The organism is Pseudomonas sp. PHC1 (genome assembly GCF_046487845.1).
GTDB classification, from domain to species: domain Bacteria; phylum Pseudomonadota; class Gammaproteobacteria; order Pseudomonadales; family Pseudomonadaceae; genus Aquipseudomonas; species Aquipseudomonas sputi.
Genome location: NZ_JBJXHJ010000002.1, coordinates 29,316 through 46,179, shown reverse-complemented (window position 1 = coordinate 46,179; position 16,864 = coordinate 29,316). Strand labels below are relative to the sequence as shown.

General features: G+C 61.4%; 14 protein-coding genes. 5 read left to right on the top strand and 9 right to left on the bottom strand.

What is annotated here, in order from left to right; translation table 11 throughout:
• Positions 1–63: 63 nt before the first annotated feature.
• The 8 genes from ACKJSM_RS02765 to ACKJSM_RS02730 all read right to left on the bottom strand — a co-directional run bounded on the left by ACKJSM_RS02765 (position 64) and on the right by ACKJSM_RS02730 (position 9,920).
• Positions 64–1,986: a PrkA family serine protein kinase gene (locus tag ACKJSM_RS02765; protein ID WP_236178952.1), complete on the bottom strand. Its 1,923-nt coding sequence runs from the start codon at positions 1,984–1,986 to the stop codon at positions 64–66.
• Positions 1,987–2,282: 296 nt separating this feature from the next.
• Positions 2,283–2,612: a thiosulfate sulfurtransferase GlpE gene (gene glpE / locus ACKJSM_RS02760; RefSeq protein ID WP_102619787.1), complete on the bottom strand. Its 330-nt coding sequence runs from the start codon at positions 2,610–2,612 to the stop codon at positions 2,283–2,285.
• A gap of 33 nt (positions 2,613–2,645) precedes the next feature.
• The gene (locus ACKJSM_RS02755; RefSeq protein ID WP_236178953.1) at positions 2,646–3,527 is read right to left on the bottom strand and encodes a symmetrical bis(5'-nucleosyl)-tetraphosphatase; all 882 of its coding nucleotides are present in this window, start codon (positions 3,525–3,527) and stop codon (positions 2,646–2,648) included.
• The gene (gene apaG / locus ACKJSM_RS02750; protein ID WP_236178954.1) at positions 3,527–3,907 is read right to left on the bottom strand and encodes a Co2+/Mg2+ efflux protein ApaG; all 381 of its coding nucleotides are present in this window, start codon (positions 3,905–3,907) and stop codon (positions 3,527–3,529) included. Before apaG ends, ACKJSM_RS02755 begins: the two co-directional genes overlap by 1 nt.
• A 116-nt stretch (positions 3,908–4,023) precedes the next feature.
• On the bottom strand, positions 4,024–4,842 hold the full coding sequence (gene rsmA, locus ACKJSM_RS02745) for a 16S rRNA (adenine(1518)-N(6)/adenine(1519)-N(6))-dimethyltransferase RsmA (RefSeq protein ID WP_236178955.1): 819 nt from the start codon (positions 4,840–4,842) through the stop codon (positions 4,024–4,026).
• Positions 4,839–5,828 carry a 4-hydroxythreonine-4-phosphate dehydrogenase PdxA gene (gene pdxA / locus ACKJSM_RS02740; protein WP_410236563.1) on the bottom strand — a complete coding sequence of 330 codons (990 nt, stop codon included), beginning with the start codon at positions 5,826–5,828 and terminating at the stop codon, positions 4,839–4,841. The genes rsmA and pdxA overlap by 4 nt, the downstream gene beginning before the upstream one ends.
• Positions 5,825–7,141: a peptidylprolyl isomerase SurA gene (gene surA, locus ACKJSM_RS02735; RefSeq protein ID WP_410236562.1), complete on the bottom strand. Its 1,317-nt coding sequence runs from the start codon at positions 7,139–7,141 to the stop codon at positions 5,825–5,827. Before surA ends, pdxA begins: the two co-directional genes overlap by 4 nt.
• Positions 7,122–9,920 (bottom strand): LPS-assembly protein LptD, encoded by a 2,799-nt coding sequence (locus ACKJSM_RS02730; RefSeq protein WP_236178958.1) that lies wholly within the window; start codon positions 9,918–9,920, stop codon positions 7,122–7,124. Before ACKJSM_RS02730 ends, surA begins: the two co-directional genes overlap by 20 nt.
• Before the next feature lie 130 nt (positions 9,921–10,050).
• On the opposite strand from ACKJSM_RS02730, the gene ACKJSM_RS02725 reads away from it, so the two are divergent.
• The 3 genes from ACKJSM_RS02725 to ACKJSM_RS02715 are packed head-to-tail and all read left to right on the top strand — an operon-like array spanning position 10,051 to position 12,507.
• Positions 10,051–11,070 carry an aminoglycoside phosphotransferase family protein gene (locus ACKJSM_RS02725; protein ID WP_085746586.1) on the top strand — a complete coding sequence of 340 codons (1,020 nt, stop codon included), beginning with the start codon at positions 10,051–10,053 and terminating at the stop codon, positions 11,068–11,070.
• The gene (gene murU / locus ACKJSM_RS02720; RefSeq protein WP_410236561.1) at positions 11,067–11,738 is read left to right on the top strand and encodes an N-acetylmuramate alpha-1-phosphate uridylyltransferase MurU; all 672 of its coding nucleotides are present in this window, start codon (positions 11,067–11,069) and stop codon (positions 11,736–11,738) included. Before ACKJSM_RS02725 ends, murU begins: the two co-directional genes overlap by 4 nt.
• Before the next feature lies 1 nt (position 11,739).
• Entirely contained in the window at positions 11,740–12,507 is a 768-nt protein-coding gene (locus ACKJSM_RS02715) for a TerB family tellurite resistance protein (protein ID WP_236178961.1), read from the top strand.
• A gap of 62 nt (positions 12,508–12,569) precedes the next feature.
• Here the strand turns inward: ACKJSM_RS02715 and ACKJSM_RS02710 are convergent, their stop codons facing one another.
• The gene (locus ACKJSM_RS02710) at positions 12,570–13,559 is read right to left on the bottom strand and encodes an alpha/beta hydrolase family protein (RefSeq protein WP_410236560.1); all 990 of its coding nucleotides are present in this window, start codon (positions 13,557–13,559) and stop codon (positions 12,570–12,572) included.
• A gap of 73 nt (positions 13,560–13,632) precedes the next feature.
• Here ACKJSM_RS02710 and ACKJSM_RS02705 point away from each other — a divergent pair, with 73 nt between their 5' ends.
• Together ACKJSM_RS02705 and ACKJSM_RS02700 are read left to right on the top strand one after the other, a co-directional pair.
• Positions 13,633–16,032: a PAS domain S-box protein gene (locus ACKJSM_RS02705; RefSeq protein WP_410236559.1), complete on the top strand. Its 2,400-nt coding sequence runs from the start codon at positions 13,633–13,635 to the stop codon at positions 16,030–16,032.
• Positions 16,033–16,662 (top strand): response regulator transcription factor, encoded by a 630-nt coding sequence (locus ACKJSM_RS02700; protein WP_007959929.1) that lies wholly within the window; start codon positions 16,033–16,035, stop codon positions 16,660–16,662.
• Positions 16,663–16,864 lie beyond the last annotated feature (202 nt).

Genomic DNA, 16,864 nt, shown 5'->3' with positions numbered 1-16,864 from the left:
TGTGTAGCAGAAAATGCGCGCACAGGCCTCGGACTGACGACAACCGGTCTGGCCGGTCGCGGGTTACTGTGATTTTCTGACCCGCAGATACCACTCGGAGAGCAGTCGTACCTGTTTGTCGGTGTAGCCGCGTTCGACCATTCGTGTAACGAAGTCGTTGTGTTTCTGTTGATCCTCTTTGCTGGCCTTGGCATTGAAGCTGATGACTGGCAGCAGGTCTTCGGTGTTCGAGAACATTTTCTTCTCGATGACCACCCGCAGTTTTTCGTAGCTGAGCCAGGTCGGATTCTTGCCGTTGTTGTTGGCCCGGGCACGCAACACAAAGTTGACGATCTCGTTGCGAAAATCCTTCGGATTGCTGATGCCGGCCGGTTTTTCGATCTTTTCCAGCTCCTCGTTGAGGGCGACGCGGTTGAGGATCTCGCCGGTTTCCGGATCGCGGTATTCCTGATCCTGAATCCAGAAGTCCGCATACAGCACGTAGCGGTCGAAGATGTTCTGGCCGTACTCGCTGTAAGACTCGAGGTAGGCGGTCTGGATCTCCTTGCCGATGAATTCGATATAACGCGGCGCCAGGTACTCTTTCAGGTAGCGCAGATAGCGCTCGCGGGTTTCGGCCTGGAACTGTTCCTGTTCGATCTGCTGCTCCAGCACATAAAGCAGGTGTACCGGGTTGGCGGCAATTTCGTGCGGATCGAAGTTGAAGACCTTGGACAGGATCTTGAACGCGAACCGGGTCGACAGACCGTTCATGCCTTCGTCGACGCCCGCTGCATCGCGGTATTCCTGGATCGACTTGGCCTTCGGATCGGTGTCCTTGAGGTTTTCGCCGTCATACACGCGCATCTTGGAGTAGATGTTGGAGTTTTCCGGCTCTTTGAGACGTGACAGTACGGTGAACTGCGCCAGCATCTTCAGGGTGTCCGGCGCGCAATGGGCCTTGGACAGAGAGCTGTTGAACAGCAGCTTGTCGTAGATCTTCACTTCGTCGCTGACCCGCAGGCAGTACGGCACCTTGACGATGTAGATCCGGTCGATGAACGCCTCGTTGTTCTTGTTGTTGCGGAAGGTGTGCCACTCCGATTCGTTGGAGTGGGCCAGCAGGATCCCGGTGAACGGAATCGCGCCGAGGCCTTCGGTACTGTTGTAGTTGCCTTCCTGAGTGGCGGTCAGCAATGGGTGGAGCACCTTGATCGGTGCCTTGAACATTTCGACGAATTCCATCAGGCCCTGGTTGGCCCGGCACAGCGCACCGGAGTAGCTGTAGGCATCGGCGTCGTTCTGGGGGAATTCTTCGAGTTTGCGGATATCGACCTTGCCCACCAGCGCGGAGATGTCCTGGTTGTTTTCATCACCCGGTTCGGTCTTGGCCACGGCGATCTGGTTGAGGATCGACGGGTACAGCTTGACCACGCGGAACTGGCTGATGTCGCCGCCGAATTCGGCCAGGCGCTTGGTGGCCCATGGCGACATGATGGTGTTCAGGTAGCGCCGTGGGATGCCGAAGTCTTCCTCGAGGATCGCGCCATCTTCGGTGGCGTTGAACAGGCCCAGAGGCGATTCGAATACCGGCGAGCCCTTGATGGCATAGAAGGGCACTTTTTCCATCAGTTGTTTCAGCTTCTCGGCCAGGGACGATTTACCACCGCCGACAGGGCCGAGCAGATAGAGGATCTGTTTCTTCTCTTCCAGGCCCTGAGCGGCATGGCGGAAATACGACACGATCTGGTCGATGCATTCTTCCATCCCGTGGAAGTCTTCAAAGGCCGGATAGCGGCGGATCACCTTGTTGGAAAAGATTCGCGACAGCCTCGAGTTGGTCGAGGTGTCGAGCAGTTCCGGTTCGCCGATGGCCATTAACAGACGTTCGGCGGCAGAAACGTAGGCACTGCGATCCTCTTTGCACAGTTCCAGGTACTCCTGCAGGGAGAGTTCTTCCTGGCGTGTGGACTCGAAGCGTTGTTGGAAGTGGCTAAAGATACTCATGACGTCACCTCGCTCGATACGTGGAGCCGACGCCGGATCACTCAGTCGATGCTGGCAGCAGCCGCGATGGCAGCTGTTGTTTACCCCCCAGAACCCTTCCACGATCGACAATCGCGAAAGTTACTCCCGATGACCCGTGCGCCGGTGTACCGGCTCTCCCCTGTTTTGGATGGCCTGGGCTTAAGGATAGTTGGGAATTCGGGAGGTAAAGGCGAGATACGTAATTATGTGTGGCAAGACCGTTCGTCTGCCGGCGCAGGCCCGCGGAAGCCGGGGCCTGCACGTTACAAAAAAAATTATTCGGAGATGCCTTGCGCGGTTTCCGAAGGAAAAGTCGTACGCCACAGTTCGAAGCCGCCGTCCATGCTGTAGACGTCGGAGAAGCCCTGGCTCACGAGATACGCGGCGGCACCCTGGCTCGAGTTACCGTGGTAGCAGACCACGACGGTCGGGGCATCGAGGTCGGCGCCCTGAATGAAAGCATGCAGGGAATGATTGTCCAGATGCTTCGAGCCGCTGATGTGCAGTGCGGCAAATGTTGCCGGGTCACGGACGTCGACGACCACGGCGCCTTGCTCGCGCAGGGCCTGGGCCTGTTCAGGGGGGATACGTTTGAATTCGCTCATGGCGGGCTCCTGTGGCTCGGCTGAAAACGCAGTCTAGCGCGGGGCGCTGACGGGAGAAGATTCGGTGATCAGTGGCGCGACGGTGGGCAGGACGGCCCCGTGTTCGTCGCATTTGCATGACAGGCGTTCGCCGCTGTCGACATTCATCAGGGTCAGGCTGCCGCCCCACACACAACCGGTGTCGAGGGCTGAAATGCCTGGCTCGAGCACGTTGCCTTCCAGCGCCGCCCAGTGACCGAAGATGATCCGCAGGCCACGGGTCTTGCGCTCCTTGTGCTGGAACCAGGGCTTGTAGCCCGGCGGTGCGGTGTCGACGCCTTCCTTGCTCTTGAGGTCGAGCTTGCCTTCGGCGGTGCAAAAACGCATGCGGGTGAAGTAATTGGTGATGACCCGCAGGCGTGTCACGCCTTTGAGGTCGCTGTCCCATTTCGCCGGGTCGTTGCCGTACATGCCGTCGAGGTAGGCGGGGAACAGATTGTCGTCGCGCAGGGCTGTTTCAACTTCGGCGGCGCACTTCAGGGCGCGCCGCAGGGACCATTGCGGTGGAATGCCCGCATGCACCATGGCCACTTCGCGCTGCTCGTCGTAGTGCATGAGTTTCTGCTGGCGCAGCCATTCCATCAGTTCGGCACAGTCGGGCGCTTCAAGAATTTCACGCAGGGTGTCGGACTTCTTCATGCGCTCGATGTTTTTCGCTGCTGCCAGCAAGTGCAGGTCATGGTTACCGAGCACGCACACCAGCGAGTCGCGCATGCCATAAAGGAAGCGCAGCGTTTCCAGTGACTGCGGGCCACGGTTGACCAGATCGCCCACCAGCCACAGGCGATCCAGCGCTGGGTCGAACGCAACCTGCCTGAGCAGGCATTTGAGCGGTTCGAGGCAGCCTTGCAGGTCGCCGACGGCATACGTCGCCATCAGTGCAGGGCTCCGGGAACGGCGAGGCGGAAGGGCTTGATGATCGCGTCGAAATGCTTGCCGTCGTCGGCGACCATTTCGTAAGAGCCCTGCATGGTGCCGACCTTGGTGGTCATCACCGTGCCGCTGCTGTAGGTGTGACTCTTGCCGACGCCGATCAACGGTTGCTGGCCGACCACGCCGGCGCCCCGCACTTCTTCGACATGTCCGTCGCCATCGGTGATGACCCAGTGGCGCGACATCAGGCGGGCCGGTTGCTCGCCATTGTTCTGCACAGTGATGGTGTAGGCGAAGGCAAAACGCTCGTGCTCGGGTTGCGATTGGTCTGCCAGATAGTGGGTAACGACACTGACATCGACCTGGTAGCGGGGATCGGACATGCAAAAGGCCTTAAAAGCGAAGCGGGACGCGGGGCGTAGCTGATTGGGATTCAGTCTAGGCAAGTATCGGGCAGTAGACCAGAGTTGGCGTCCCGCCCGATAGCGATCATTGCCGGTCAGTCGGCATCAGGTGCTTTCGCCGGCTGCTCGGCGAGCTGGTCTGCAAGACGCACGAACGCGGCGAGGTCGAGCTGTTCGGGACGCAGGCTGCCATCGACGCCGGCAGCTTCGATCTCGGCGTTGCTCAGCAATTGCTTGAGGGTGTTGCGCAGGGTCTTGCGACGCTGGTTGAAGGCTTCGCGTACCACGCGTTCGAGCAGGCGATGATCCTTGGCCGGATGCGGCAGCACCGCATGCGGCACCAGGCGCACGATCGCCGAGTCGACCTTCGGCGGCGGATTGAATGCGCCAGGACCGACGTTGAACAGGTGTTCGACCCGGCAGTGGTACTGAACCATGATCGACAGACGACCCCAATCGCCGCCACCGGGGCCTGCGGCCAGACGCTCGACCACTTCCTTCTGCAGCATGAAGTGCATGTCGCGGATGATGCCGGCGTTGTTCAGCAGGTGGAAAATCAGCGGCGTGGAGATGTTGTACGGCAGGTTGCCGACCACGCGCAGGCTGTTGGGTGCAGCGTTCAGGCTGTTGAAGTCGAACTTCAGTGCATCGCCCTGATGCAGGTTGAAATTGCTCTTGCCGGCAAACTGCTGGTTGAGGATCGGGATCAGGTCCTTGTCCAGCTCCACCACGTCCAGCTGTGCGCCGGAGTTGAGGATGCCGGCGGTCAATGCGCCCTGGCCCGGGCCGATTTCCAGCATGCGGTCGCCGGCCTTGGCACTGATGGAGCGCAGGATGCGGTCGATGACGCCGGCATCGTGCAGGAAGTTCTGGCCAAAGCGTTTGCGCGCCTTGTGTTGGTATTGCTCGGTCATAAACGGGTCTCGGCCATCTGGTAGGCGGTTTCCAGAGCGACTTGCAGGCTGCCGGTGTCGATCCTGCCGCTGCCGGCCAGATCCAGGGCGGTGCCGTGGTCGACCGAGGTGCGGATGATCGGCAGGCCCAGGGTCACGTTGACTGCAGCGCCAAAGCCTTTGTACTTGAGCACGGGCAGGCCCTGGTCGTGGTACATCGCCAGCACCGCGTCGCAGTGCTCCAGATATTTGGGGGTAAACAGAGTGTCGGCAGGCAGCGGGCCACGAAGGTCCATGCCCTCGCGGCGCAGGCGCTCCAATGTGGGTTCGATGATGTCGATTTCTTCATGGCCCAGGTGTCCGCCTTCACCGGCGTGCGGGTTGAGCCCGCAGACCAGGATGCGCGGTTGGGCGATGCCGAATTTTTGTTGCAGATCGGCGTGCAGAATCCGCGTGACCCGTTCCAGCCGCTCCGGCGTAATCGCATCGGCGATGTCGCGCAAGGGCAGGTGAGTGGTGACCAGTGCCACGCGCAAACCGCGGGTGGCGAGCATCATCACCACTTGGGCGGTGTGGGTCAGGTCGGCGAGAAATTCGGTGTGACCGGAAAACGCGATGCCCGATTCGTTGATCACGCCCTTGTGAACCGGGGCGGTGATCATCCCGGCGAAATCGCCGTTCAGACAGCCATTGCCGGCGCGGGTCAGGGTCTCAAGAACGAAAGCGGCGTTGGCCTTGTCCAGTTGCCCGGCGACCACGGGGGCGCTGAGCGGGGTGTCCCAGACATACAGGCTGTTGGCGGGCGCCGGAGCGTCCGGCCAGTGGTCAGGCGCCACTTCCAGCAGGCTGACGGCCAGCCCCAGTTGCGCGGCCCGCTCTTGGAGCAGGTCGCGGCTGGTGATGGCAATCAGGGGGTGTGGCTGGGCTTGCGAGGCGAGCAGCAGGCACAGGTCGGGACCGATGCCGGCCGGTTCGCCGGGTGTCAGCGCGAAACGCTTGGGTTTCACTGCGCTGCCTGGTCTGCACCAGGGAGTTTGATCTCTACGTACGCTTCGTCACGGATCTGACGCAGCCAGGTTTGCAGCTCTTCGTCGTATTTGCGGTTACGCAGTACGGTCATCGCTTGCTGCTCACGGGCCTGTTCGGTGCTGTCGGTGGCGCGACGGCCAAGGACTTCCAGAACGTGCCAGCCGTACGGGGTCTGGAACGGCTTGGACAGCTGACCCTGAGGGGACTTGGCCATCACCGCGCGGAATTCCGGTACCAGTGCGTTCGGGTCGATCCAGTTCAGGTCGCCGCCGTTGAGGGCAGACCCCGGGTCTTCCGAATACTTCTTGGCCAGCTCGGCGAAATCTTCACCGGCTTCGATGCGGTTGTAGAGCGACTGAGCCAGTTCCTTGGTCTTGGCTTCGTCGCGAACCGGACTTGGCTTGACCAGGATGTGGCGCACATGCACTTCGTCGCGCATCTGGCTCTCGCCACCACGCTTTTCCAGCAGCTTCAGGATGATGAAGCCGCCTGGAGTGCGTGCCGGTTGAGTGATGTCGCCAGCCGTCATGCTGCTCAGTTCACGGTCGAACGGCGGTGGCAGTTGAGCGGCTTTGCGCCAGCCCATGTCGCCGCCTTCCAGCGCGTTGTCACTGGCGGAGTTGGCCACGGCCATCTGGCCGAAGTCAGCACCTTGCTTGAGTTGCTGGTAAACCTCCATCGCCTTGCGTGCTGCGCTCTGAATCGCTTCGGAGTTGGCGCTTTCCGGGGTCGGGATCAGGATGTTGGCCAAGTGCAGCTCTTCGGACAGTTGCATCTTGCCCAGGTCGGAGGCGAGGAAGTTCTTCACTTCCTGTTCCGACACCTGAATGCGCTCGGCCACGCGGCGCTGGCGCACACGGCTGATGATCATTTCTCGGCGGATCTGCTCGCGAGCGTCCTCATAGGACAGGCCATCGCGGGACAGGGCGATGCGGAACTGCTCCGGGGTCATGTTGTTGCGCTGGGCAATGGTACCGACCGCCTGGTTCAGCTCCTCATCGGTGATGCGGATACCGGAGCGTTCGCCGATCTGCAGCTGCAGGTTCTCGATGATCAGGCGCTCGAGCACCTGTTGATCCAGTACGCCCGGAGGCGGCAGACCGCCGCCGCGCTTGGCGATGGTTTGCTGAACTTCGTGGACGCGTTGATCCAGCTGGCTCTGCATGACCACGTCGTTGTCGACGATGGCCACCACTTTATCGATAGGCTGTACCGCGGCGTTGGCTGCGGTACCCAGGAACAGCGCGCCCAGCATCAGCGGGCGCAGACAATCAGAAAGCTTGGTCTTCACGTTGACGATAACCTTGGATGCCTTTGTCGAGGAAGCTCTCTACCTTGGCGCCGGTGAGGCCGCCGAGTCCCTTCAGAACAATTTGGAGGAAGACGCCGTGGTCGCCTTTTTCGTTTTCCGGGGCGTTCTGACTGAATTCGTCATAGCTGACCCAGTAACGGTTGATCAGGCGCAGTTTCCAGCAGCAGTTGTCATATTCGAAACCACCGAAGGCTTCCAGCGTGCGATTGCGGTTGTAGTCGTACTGCCAGCGGCTGATCGCGCTCCACTGCGGAACGATCGGCCAGATGACCGAGAAGTCATGTTGCTGGATTTTGTAGTAGTCCTTCACGTAGCCAGGCTGGCCAGGCGTGCCGTAGTCACCACCGCCCACGGCCCATTTACCGGTGTTCTGGTCGTAGCGGACCTGGTCGTTGCGATAGCGATAGCCGACGTTGACCACCTTGTTCGGGTTGTCTTCAGGCTGGTAGTGGAACATCGCGCTGCCGGAACGCGGGCTGCGGCTGTCCGGATCCCAGTTGTAGTCGGCCGTGGTGCGCCAGTCGCGGTTCCAGCGGTATTCGTATTCCAGTGCGTAAGGCGAAACGTTGGCGTGCGCGTCATCGCGTGTTTTGGCGTCGATGCCTGGCAGTTGAACTTCACGATCCTTGAAGTACAGAGCCTGGCCGACACTGATGCGTTGACGCTCGAATCCGTCGTCTTCGATCCAGCGGCTGGTCACGCCCAGCGACAGCTTGTTCTCGTCGCCGACACGGTCGGCACCCGAGAAACGGTTGTCACGGAAAAGCGAGGCGTAGTTAAAGGTGTATTCGCTGGTGTCGAATACCGGAATGTCTTCCTGATCCACCTCAGGTACATAGAGGTAGAAGAGGCGTGGCTCCAGGGTCTGGCGGTAATTTTTGCCAAAGAACGAGGTGTTGCGATCGAAGTACAGGCCGCTGTCGATACTGGCGATCGGTACACCGCGGCTCTGGTTGCTGTCGAACTTGCCGTTGAGCTTTTGTTGCTCGGCAGTCAAGGTATCGATCTGCGACTTGCCGGTGCCGTCCAGATCCAGCTGGTACTGGGTGTACTGATACTTGAGCGATGGCTTCAGGAAGCCATAGGTCCAGTTCATCGGCAGGCTGACGCCTGGTTTCAGATTCAGACGGTCGCCGTTGGCACGAGCCAGGCCGAACACGTTGTTATCGAGGCGGCGCTCGATCGTCCCGTCCTCGTTGACGAAATTGCCGTCCTTCAGATCGCGGTCAAACCGAACAAGCTCGGTCTCGTAATCGAAGTTCAGACCTTCCGGGTGATACGGCAGCTGACCATTGAAGGTGATCTGCGGCAGACGGTCATATGGCGTGATGTTCGATACGGTTGCCAGCTGGTACGCCTGGGCGTTCAAGCGAGCGGTGTAGCTGTCGCCACGATAGGTGACCGAGCCCTGCTGGTTCACGAAGTCGGCACTCTTCACGCCGATCTGATCAGTCTGTAGATCCTGGAAGTAGTACGGGTCGCTGATCTTGGTGTAGTCAACCTGGGTGAGCACGCGGGAGTCGAGACCGCCCTTGTGTTGCCAGTTGTACATGTAGCGATTCTTTTGGTAGTCGGTCTGCTTACTGCGCTCGGTTTCCTCGTCGTTGAGGTACGCCGCACCGAACTGGCCTTCGCTGGACTTGGTGAGGTAGCGGAACTCGCCTTCCATCAGCAGGCCGCGCTTGCCCATGTAGCGCGGGTACAACGTGGCGTCGTAGTTCGGTGCCAGGTTGAAGTAGTACGGGGTCACCAGCATGAAGCCGGTGTCGCTGCCGGTGCCGATGGTCGGCGGCAGGAAGCCCGACTGGCGACGGTCGTCGATCGGGAAGTAGATGTACGGGGTATACAGGATCGGAATGTCCTTGACCCGCAGCGTCACGTTGGTCGCGGTACCGAAGCCGGTGGCAGGGTTCAGGGTGATGTTGTTGCCCTTGAGCTGCCAGGCGTTGCTGTTCGGTTCGCACGTGGTGTACGTGCCGTCCTTCAGGCGGATGATCGCGTTTTCGGCACGCTTGGCGTACAGCGCGTTACCGCGGATGCGCGATTTGTGCATCACGTATTCAGCGTTGTCGACCTTGGCTTCACCGGTGTCGAGCTGCACATCGGCGTGGTCGCCGACGATCAGCGCACCGTTGTCGCGAATGCGCACGTTGCCCGCCAGTTCGCCACGGCTTTCGGCCTGATACAGGTTGGCCTCGTCGGCTTCGACCTGCATGCTGCCCTGACGCATGACCACATCACCGGCCAGGCTCGCGACTTGCGAATCCTGCTGATAACGCGACGCCTTGGCGCCGATGAAGGTCGGGGCGTCACTTTTATTCGTCTTGTCATTCATGCCAGGACGAATTGGTTCGATATAGGAACCAGAGCAGTAAGGACCGGTCTCGGCCAGTTGGGCGGCGGTGAGCTTCTCGCGCGGAACCCAGTCGAGGTGACTGTAGTCTTCGCTACGGGATTTCAGGCCACGGCCCTTGGACTCGGTAACCAGTACCGGCTTGGGCCCGGACTCCGCGGTGGAGCCGCTCTCGGCCGAGGCTTCGCCAGCGGCGCTGACGGCACTGCCGTCATGCACGGGACGCGGCGGCAAGGCAGCGGCCGGCGTCTTCGGCGAGCAGGCCCAGCCACCCGTTGCCGAGACGGCGCAGTCATACTGCTCGGCGGCAACAACGAATGAACTGGCCAGAGGTTGCATAGCCAGCAGACTGCCGGTTACCAACAACGGAAATTTTTTACGAAACGCGGGGGATTTCAATGCCATCTTATTAGTCCGGGCTTCCTGCGTGCCATCTGCCCGCGGTGTGGGCCGCACGCCTCTCGATGGTCTGAAAAAGATGCTGGATAATAAAGCATGACCCGCTTGACGGCTAGCGCCGTCGGAGACCCTTGCAATGCCTGATCAAGATGTACGCTTGCAACACCTGAAAGTTTGGCTCGATGAACAGTTGGCAACCCTTTTTGCGGATCAGGGCTGGGGCGCCGTACCCCCGGCCACGTTGACCGCGGCCAGCAGCGACGCGAGTTTTCGCCGGTATTTCCGTTGGGAGGGCGCGGGTCGCAGCTTCGTCGTGATGGACGCGCCACCGCCTCAGGAAAACTGCAAACCCTTCGTGGATATCGCCTTTTTGCTGGCGAAATCCGGCATCAACGTGCCGAAAATTTATGCCGAAGACCTCGAGCGCGGGTTTCTTTTGCTCAATGACCTGGGCAACAAGACCTATCTGGACGTGATCGACAGCGAAAATGCCGACGCGTTATTCAGCGATGCCCTGCAAGCGCTGCTGGCTTTTCAGCAGTTGCCGATGGTGGCACCGCTGCCGAGCTATGACGTCGCGTTGTTGCGCCGCGAGCTGGAACTGTTTCCCGAGTGGTACGTGAAACGCGAACTGGGCGTCGAGTTTGATGCCACCCAACAGCAGCAGTGGCAAAAGGTCAGCGATCTGCTGATCGACAGCGCCCTGGCCCAGCCGAAAGTGCTGGTGCACCGCGACTACATGCCGCGCAACCTGATGCTCAGCGAGCCGAATCCCGGTGTGCTGGATTTTCAGGACGCCGTGTACGGCCCGGTGACCTACGACGTGACCTGCCTGTTCAAGGACGCGTTCCTCAGCTGGCCTGAAGAACGTGTGCGCGGCTGGCTGGAAAGCTACTGGCAGCAGGCGTCGGCGCTGAACATCCCGGTGCAGCCGGACTTCGAAGAGTTCCTGCGTGCCAGCGACCTGATGGGCGTGCAGCGTCATCTGAAAGTCATCGGCATCTTCGCCCGCATCTGCCATCGCGATGGCAAGCCGCGTTACCTCGGTGATGTACCGCGTTTCTTCTCTTATATAGAAGCGGTCATCGCTCGCCGTCCCGAGTTGGCGGATCTGCAGGCGCTGCTCGCCAGCCTGCGTGGTGGAGTGACGGCATGAAGGCAATGATTCTGGCGGCGGGCAAAGGCGAGCGCATGCGCCCGCTGACCCTGACCACTCCCAAGCCGCTGGTGCGGGCCGGTGGCGTGCCATTGATTGAATATCACCTGCGTGCCCTGGCAGCGGCCGGTTTTAACGAGATCGTGATCAACCATGCCTGGCTCGGACAGCAGATCGAAGATCATCTGGGCGATGGTTCGCGGTTCGGCGTGTCGATCCAGTACTCGCCGGAGGGCGAGCCACTGGAAACCGGCGGCGGAATTTTTCGCGCCTTGCCGCTGTTGGGTGACGACGCGTTCCTGGTGGTCAACGGCGACATCTGGACCGATTACGACTTCAGCGTTTTGCATCAGCCGATCACCGGCCTGGCGCATCTGGTGCTGGCGGACAACCCGGCCCATCACCCGACAGGGGATTTCACCCTGACCGAGGGCCAGGTACGTGATGGCCAGGCCGAGGCGGCGACTCTGACCTACAGCGGCATCGCCGTACTGCATCCGCAGTTGTTCGACGGCTGCGCCGACGGTGCCTTCAAACTGGCGCCGCTGCTGCGTAAAGCCATGGGGGATGGTCAGGTGACCGGCGAGCGGCTGAAGGGCCACTGGGTCGATGTCGGTACCCACGAGCGTCTGACCGAAGCCGAAGCCTTGATAGAAGCGAGTCGCTGATATGTTGTGGCCAGGGACTCTGATTGGAGCCGGAGCGGGTTTTGCTATCGCCAGCATTCCGGGGGCCATGCTTGGGGCTTTGTTGGGGCAGGCGCTGGATCGGCGCCTGCATTTGCAGAGCTGGGGGCACTTGCGGGAAAAACTCGGTGGGCGGCCGATGCTGCGCAACGACGAATTGTTGTTCGTGTTGCTCGGGCGTCTGGCCAAGAGCGACGGGCGGGTCACGGACGGTCATATCCAGCAGGCGCGTCAGGAGATGCGTTCGCTGGAAATGAGCGAGCCGGCACAGCGCCGGGCGATTGCCGCGTTCAACCGCGGCAAGTCCGGCAACGACAATCTGCGCGGTTACCTGCGTCGGTTGAGCGCTCAACCCCATGCGGCCGAAGGCGTGTTGCGTGCCTGCTGGCGAATGGTCTTCGCCGATGGTCGGGCCGGCGTCAGCGAGCGGGAACTGCTGGCACAGTGGGGCAAGTGGCTGGGCTGGACGACACACCAGATACAGGCGCTGGCTACGGATTACGAGCCGCACAAGCGTCCGATCGTCAGCGCGGCGGTCAGCTATCAGGAGGCGATGCGCCTGCTCGGTGTGTCGGCCACCAGCGAACCGGCGCAGATCAAGCGTGCCTATCGACGGCTGCTCAGTCGGCATCACCCGGACAAGGTGGCCGGGACGGGCGCAACGCCAGCGCAGGTGCGTGAGGCCACCGAGAGAACCCGCGAATTGCACAATGCCTACACCTTGATTCGCGAACGGCGGGATTTTCGCTAGGCATAAAAAATCGCAGCGTTGAGCTGCGATTTTTTTATCCGTGTTTTTTACATCCGGGCCCTTTAGTCCGGACTCTGCGGATTCAACCAGCCACGCACCCGGCGGAAGAATTGCTCCTGCTCGGCCTTGTTATCCGGCAAGGCCCTGAGTGCGACCTGACTGAACGCGGACGTCTTCAACCGTTTGCTGGCCTGCAGGCGCTCCAGTGCCGCGTTGCGGTCCAGCGGTTTATCCATGTAGAAAATATCCGCCGTCGGCAGCTTCAGGGCAGGCGTCAGTTCCACCAGTGGCGGTTGGGCCTTGGGCGGCGTCTGCGCGGCCACCAGCACCAGTTTCTCGACCTGCGAGGTCTGTCGCTCACTCAAGTAACGTGCGGCCCAGTAGGCGCCGGTGCCATGGCCGAGGACGACGATGCTGCGCGCGCTCTGTTGCTCGGCGTAGGCCAATGCGGCGTCGATGCGGGCGAAGATTCGCTCGGCATCCACCTTGGACTGTTCCTCGGTGGTTTCGGCAACGACCTTGTCGGCCACATCGGCTTCGCCGCCGGCGGCTTGTTCGATTGGCTCGGCAGTGGTCGAATCCTTGCTGCCAGGGTCGGCGGTTTTCGCTGCGGCGGGGGCTTCGACCACGCGCGGTGCGATCGCATCGCTTTGCAGATCGGGCAGGGTGATACTCAGGCTGCTCCACTCGACGTCCGGCAACTTGTGGCGCAACGGGCCAATTGCCTGGGGCCAGTCAGCGGTCTCGCCGGCACCGGGAATGAGGACCACCGCGCCTTTGGGTTCGGCGGTGTTGGCAGGTTTCCAAAGGGCGAGGAAGGTGTCGCTGCCCGCTTGCAGTTGCTGTTGTTCCTGGGCCGGAACCTTGCGTTCGAGTGCTGCGGCTTCTTCCTGACTACGCTCAAGCAGTGGCTGGCGTTCGACCGGTTTCTCTTCGGCGGCTTTTTCTGCGGCGGGGGCGGGTGCCGGATCCGCGGCTTCGACGGAAAACGCACAAGGCAGGATCAGCGACAGGCACAATGCTGGCATTGCCAGGCGATAGACAGGGGGCATCGGTTATTCCAGGCCAGAAGTTATCCCGGCAGCCTAATGGGTTGGTCAGAATTTGTCAGTGTATGAGACTTCAATGATGCGTTTTTGCTGCCTGTGGGTTATCGGCTGTCTGGTGTTTCCCTTGATAGGCTGGGGGGCGCCTGCGCCATCGAGCCACCTCGCGCGGTTGTCGGCGAGCGAACAACAGTGGCTTGCGCAGCACAACGAATTGCGCGTGGGCCTGGTATTGCAGGCACCGTACGCGCAATACGACCGGCGACTGCAGCGGCTGTCAGGGGCCAATGTCGAGGTGATGAAAGCCTTGGCCCGGGCGCTGAATGTCGAGCTGAGCTGGCGCAACTTTCAAGATCTGGCGCAACTGGAGGCGGCTGCACGGGACGGCGAAATCGACATCGCCCCGGGCCTGACCCAGACCCCGGGCGGACTGCGCCTGTGGCAGTTTTCCGACCCCTACATGCGTGTGCCGCAACTGGTGGTCAGCGATCAGAAGAGCAGCGCGACCGTGGAGCTGGAAAAGCTCGACAGCCAGACCCGCGTCGCCGTGCGCATGCCCGGCGTCGCCGCCGATTACCTGCGCGGCAACTATCCCCATCTGAATCTGCAAGGCGTACCGATGGAACGCCAGGCGCTGCAACTGTTGCTGACTCAACAGGCGTCCTACGCGGTGGTCGATGAGGCGCAGCTCGGTCGATTGTCGGCGGAACCGGAGTTTGCCGGGCTGGTGGTGGTCGGCGACATCGGTCTGCCGCAACTGCTGCGCATCGGCACCCGCCGCGACTGGCCGGAACTGGCCGGGATCGTCGAGAGCGGCTTGCGCGCAATTCCGGCCAAGGATCTGGAGCGCCTGCATGCGCAATGGCTGCAGCCCAAGTATCCGCGGCTTTCCGAATCGCCGGGCTTCTGGCAGAACCTGAGTCTGTTGTTTGCAGTGCTGCTGCTCAGTTGCGTGGCCATCGTGCTCTGGCAACGGCGCCAGCAACGCAGTCTTGAACAGCGTCTGCTCGACGCGCGCGAAGACATTGCCTTGCGCGCCGCCAGCGAAGAAGCCTTGCGTCTGACCCAATTCTCCATCGATCAGAGCACCGTCGGCATTCTCTGGGTCAACTGGGACAGCCATGTGCGCTACGCCAATCGTGCGGCGGAAAACATGCTCGGTTATCCACAAGGCGCGATCATCGACCGGCCGTTGATCGACTTCGAGCCGGGCCTGCACATGGATCGCTGGCTCAATCTGTGGAAACGCGCCCGGGCCAGCGAAGAGGGGCCGCTGAGTTTTGAAACCAACTGTGTGCGGGCCGATGGCAGTGTGCTGCCGGCGGATGTATCGCTGAGCTTCCTGCGTTTTCGCGATGGCGAGTATCTGGTGGTTTACCTCACTGATGTCACCGAACGCCGGCGTGCCCTGGCTGCCTTGCAGGAAAGCGAGGCGCGGCTGCAAGGCATCGCGGCCAACGTGCCGGGGCTGGTGTTCCGTCTTGAGCGCGCACCGGTAACCGGGCAGATCGACTTTGCCTACATCAGTGAGGGCAGCGAGAGTCTGGTGGGCTACGCGCCGGCCGCCATCGCTCATCGCGACATGGGCCTGCGCAGCCTGGTGCATCCGGATGACCGGGCCGGTTATCACCAGACCCAGGATCAGGCGCTGGACACCGACAGCGACTGGTCGTGGCAGGGCCGAATCCTCACGCGCCAGGGCGAACAGCGCTGGGCCGAAATCAAGGCCATCACCCGTCAACTGGAGGGCGGCGCCTATGTCTGGGACGGCATCGTCTGGGACATCACCGAAAGCAAACGCATCGAACTGGAACTGGCGGCCTCCCGCGAACAACTGCGCGAACTGTCGGCGCACCTGGAAAGTGTGCGGGAGGAGGAAAAGGCACGGATTGCCCGGGAGGTGCACGATGAGCTGGGGCAGATGCTGACGGTGCTGAAACTGGAGACATCGATGTGCGAACTGGCCTACGCGCAACTTGACCCGGGGCTGAACGAGCGCTTGAACAGCATGAAGCGCCTGATCGCCCAGTTGTTTCAGCTGGTGCGGGATGTGGCGACGGCGCTGCGTCCGCCGATCCTCGACGCCGGGATCGCCTCGGCGATCGAGTGGCAGGCGCGGCGCTTCGAGGCGCGTACGCAGATTCCGTGTCTGGTGCAGGTGCCGGACAACCTTGCGCCGCTGAGCGACGCCAAGGCCATCGGCCTGTTCCGCATTCTTCAGGAGGCGTTGACCAACGTCATGCGCCATGCCCAGGCGCATACTGTAGAACTGACGCTGGTGCAGGAAGGCGACGAATTGTGTCTGACGGTCAGCGATGATGGCGTAGGATTTGTCGCCGCTGCCGGCAGGCCCACATCCTTTGGACTGGTGGGCATGCGCGAGCGGGTGTTGATCATGGGTGGGCAGCTGTCACTCGACAGCGAGCCGGGCGAAGGCACCACGCTGAGCGTGCGGGTGCCACTGGATGAGGAGAAGTAAGTGATCCGTGTACTGGTAGCCGAAGACCACACCATCGTTCGCGAAGGCATCAAGCAATTGATCGGCCTGGCCAAGGATCTGCAAGTGGTGGGGGAGGCGAGCAATGGCGAGCAGTTGCTCGAAACCTTGCGCAACGTGCCGTGCGAAGTGGTGCTGCTGGACATCTCAATGCCCGGCGTCAACGGGCTCGAAGCGATTCCGCGGATCCGCGCGCTGAACCATCCGCCGGCGATTCTCGTGCTGTCGATGCACGACGAAGCGCAGATGGCCGCCCGGGCGCTGAAGGTCGGCGCCGCCGGGTATGCGACCAAGGACAGCGATCCGGCGCTGCTGCTGACGGCGATTCGCAAGGTCGCGGCGGGCGGGCGCTACATCGACCCGGAGCTGGCCGACCGCATGGTGTTCGAAGTCGGCCTGACCGATGCGCGGCCGCTGCACTCGCTGCTGTCCGAGCGCGAGTTCTCGGTGTTCGAACGTCTGGCGCAAGGCGCCAACGTCAACGACATCGCCCAGCAACTGGCCCTGAGCAGCAAGACCATCAGCACCCACAAGGCGCGGTTGATGCAGAAACTCAACATCACCTCGCTCGCCGAACTGGTGAAGTACGCGATGGAACACAAGCTCCTCTGAGCGACATATCCAATAGCGACAGGCGTTTTTGCCGGTTCTGACGACTTGAGCCCCGACCCATGGGGCGGGTTTGCCAAAACGCGCCATCCTTGTAGGGCAATCCCTACCCCCGGACTTCCATCCGGCTGAGGCGATTCTCTCCTGCGCCCCGATTTGCGTGACTGTGAGCAGCCACTAGGCTTAATCCCACAGCAGTCATCAA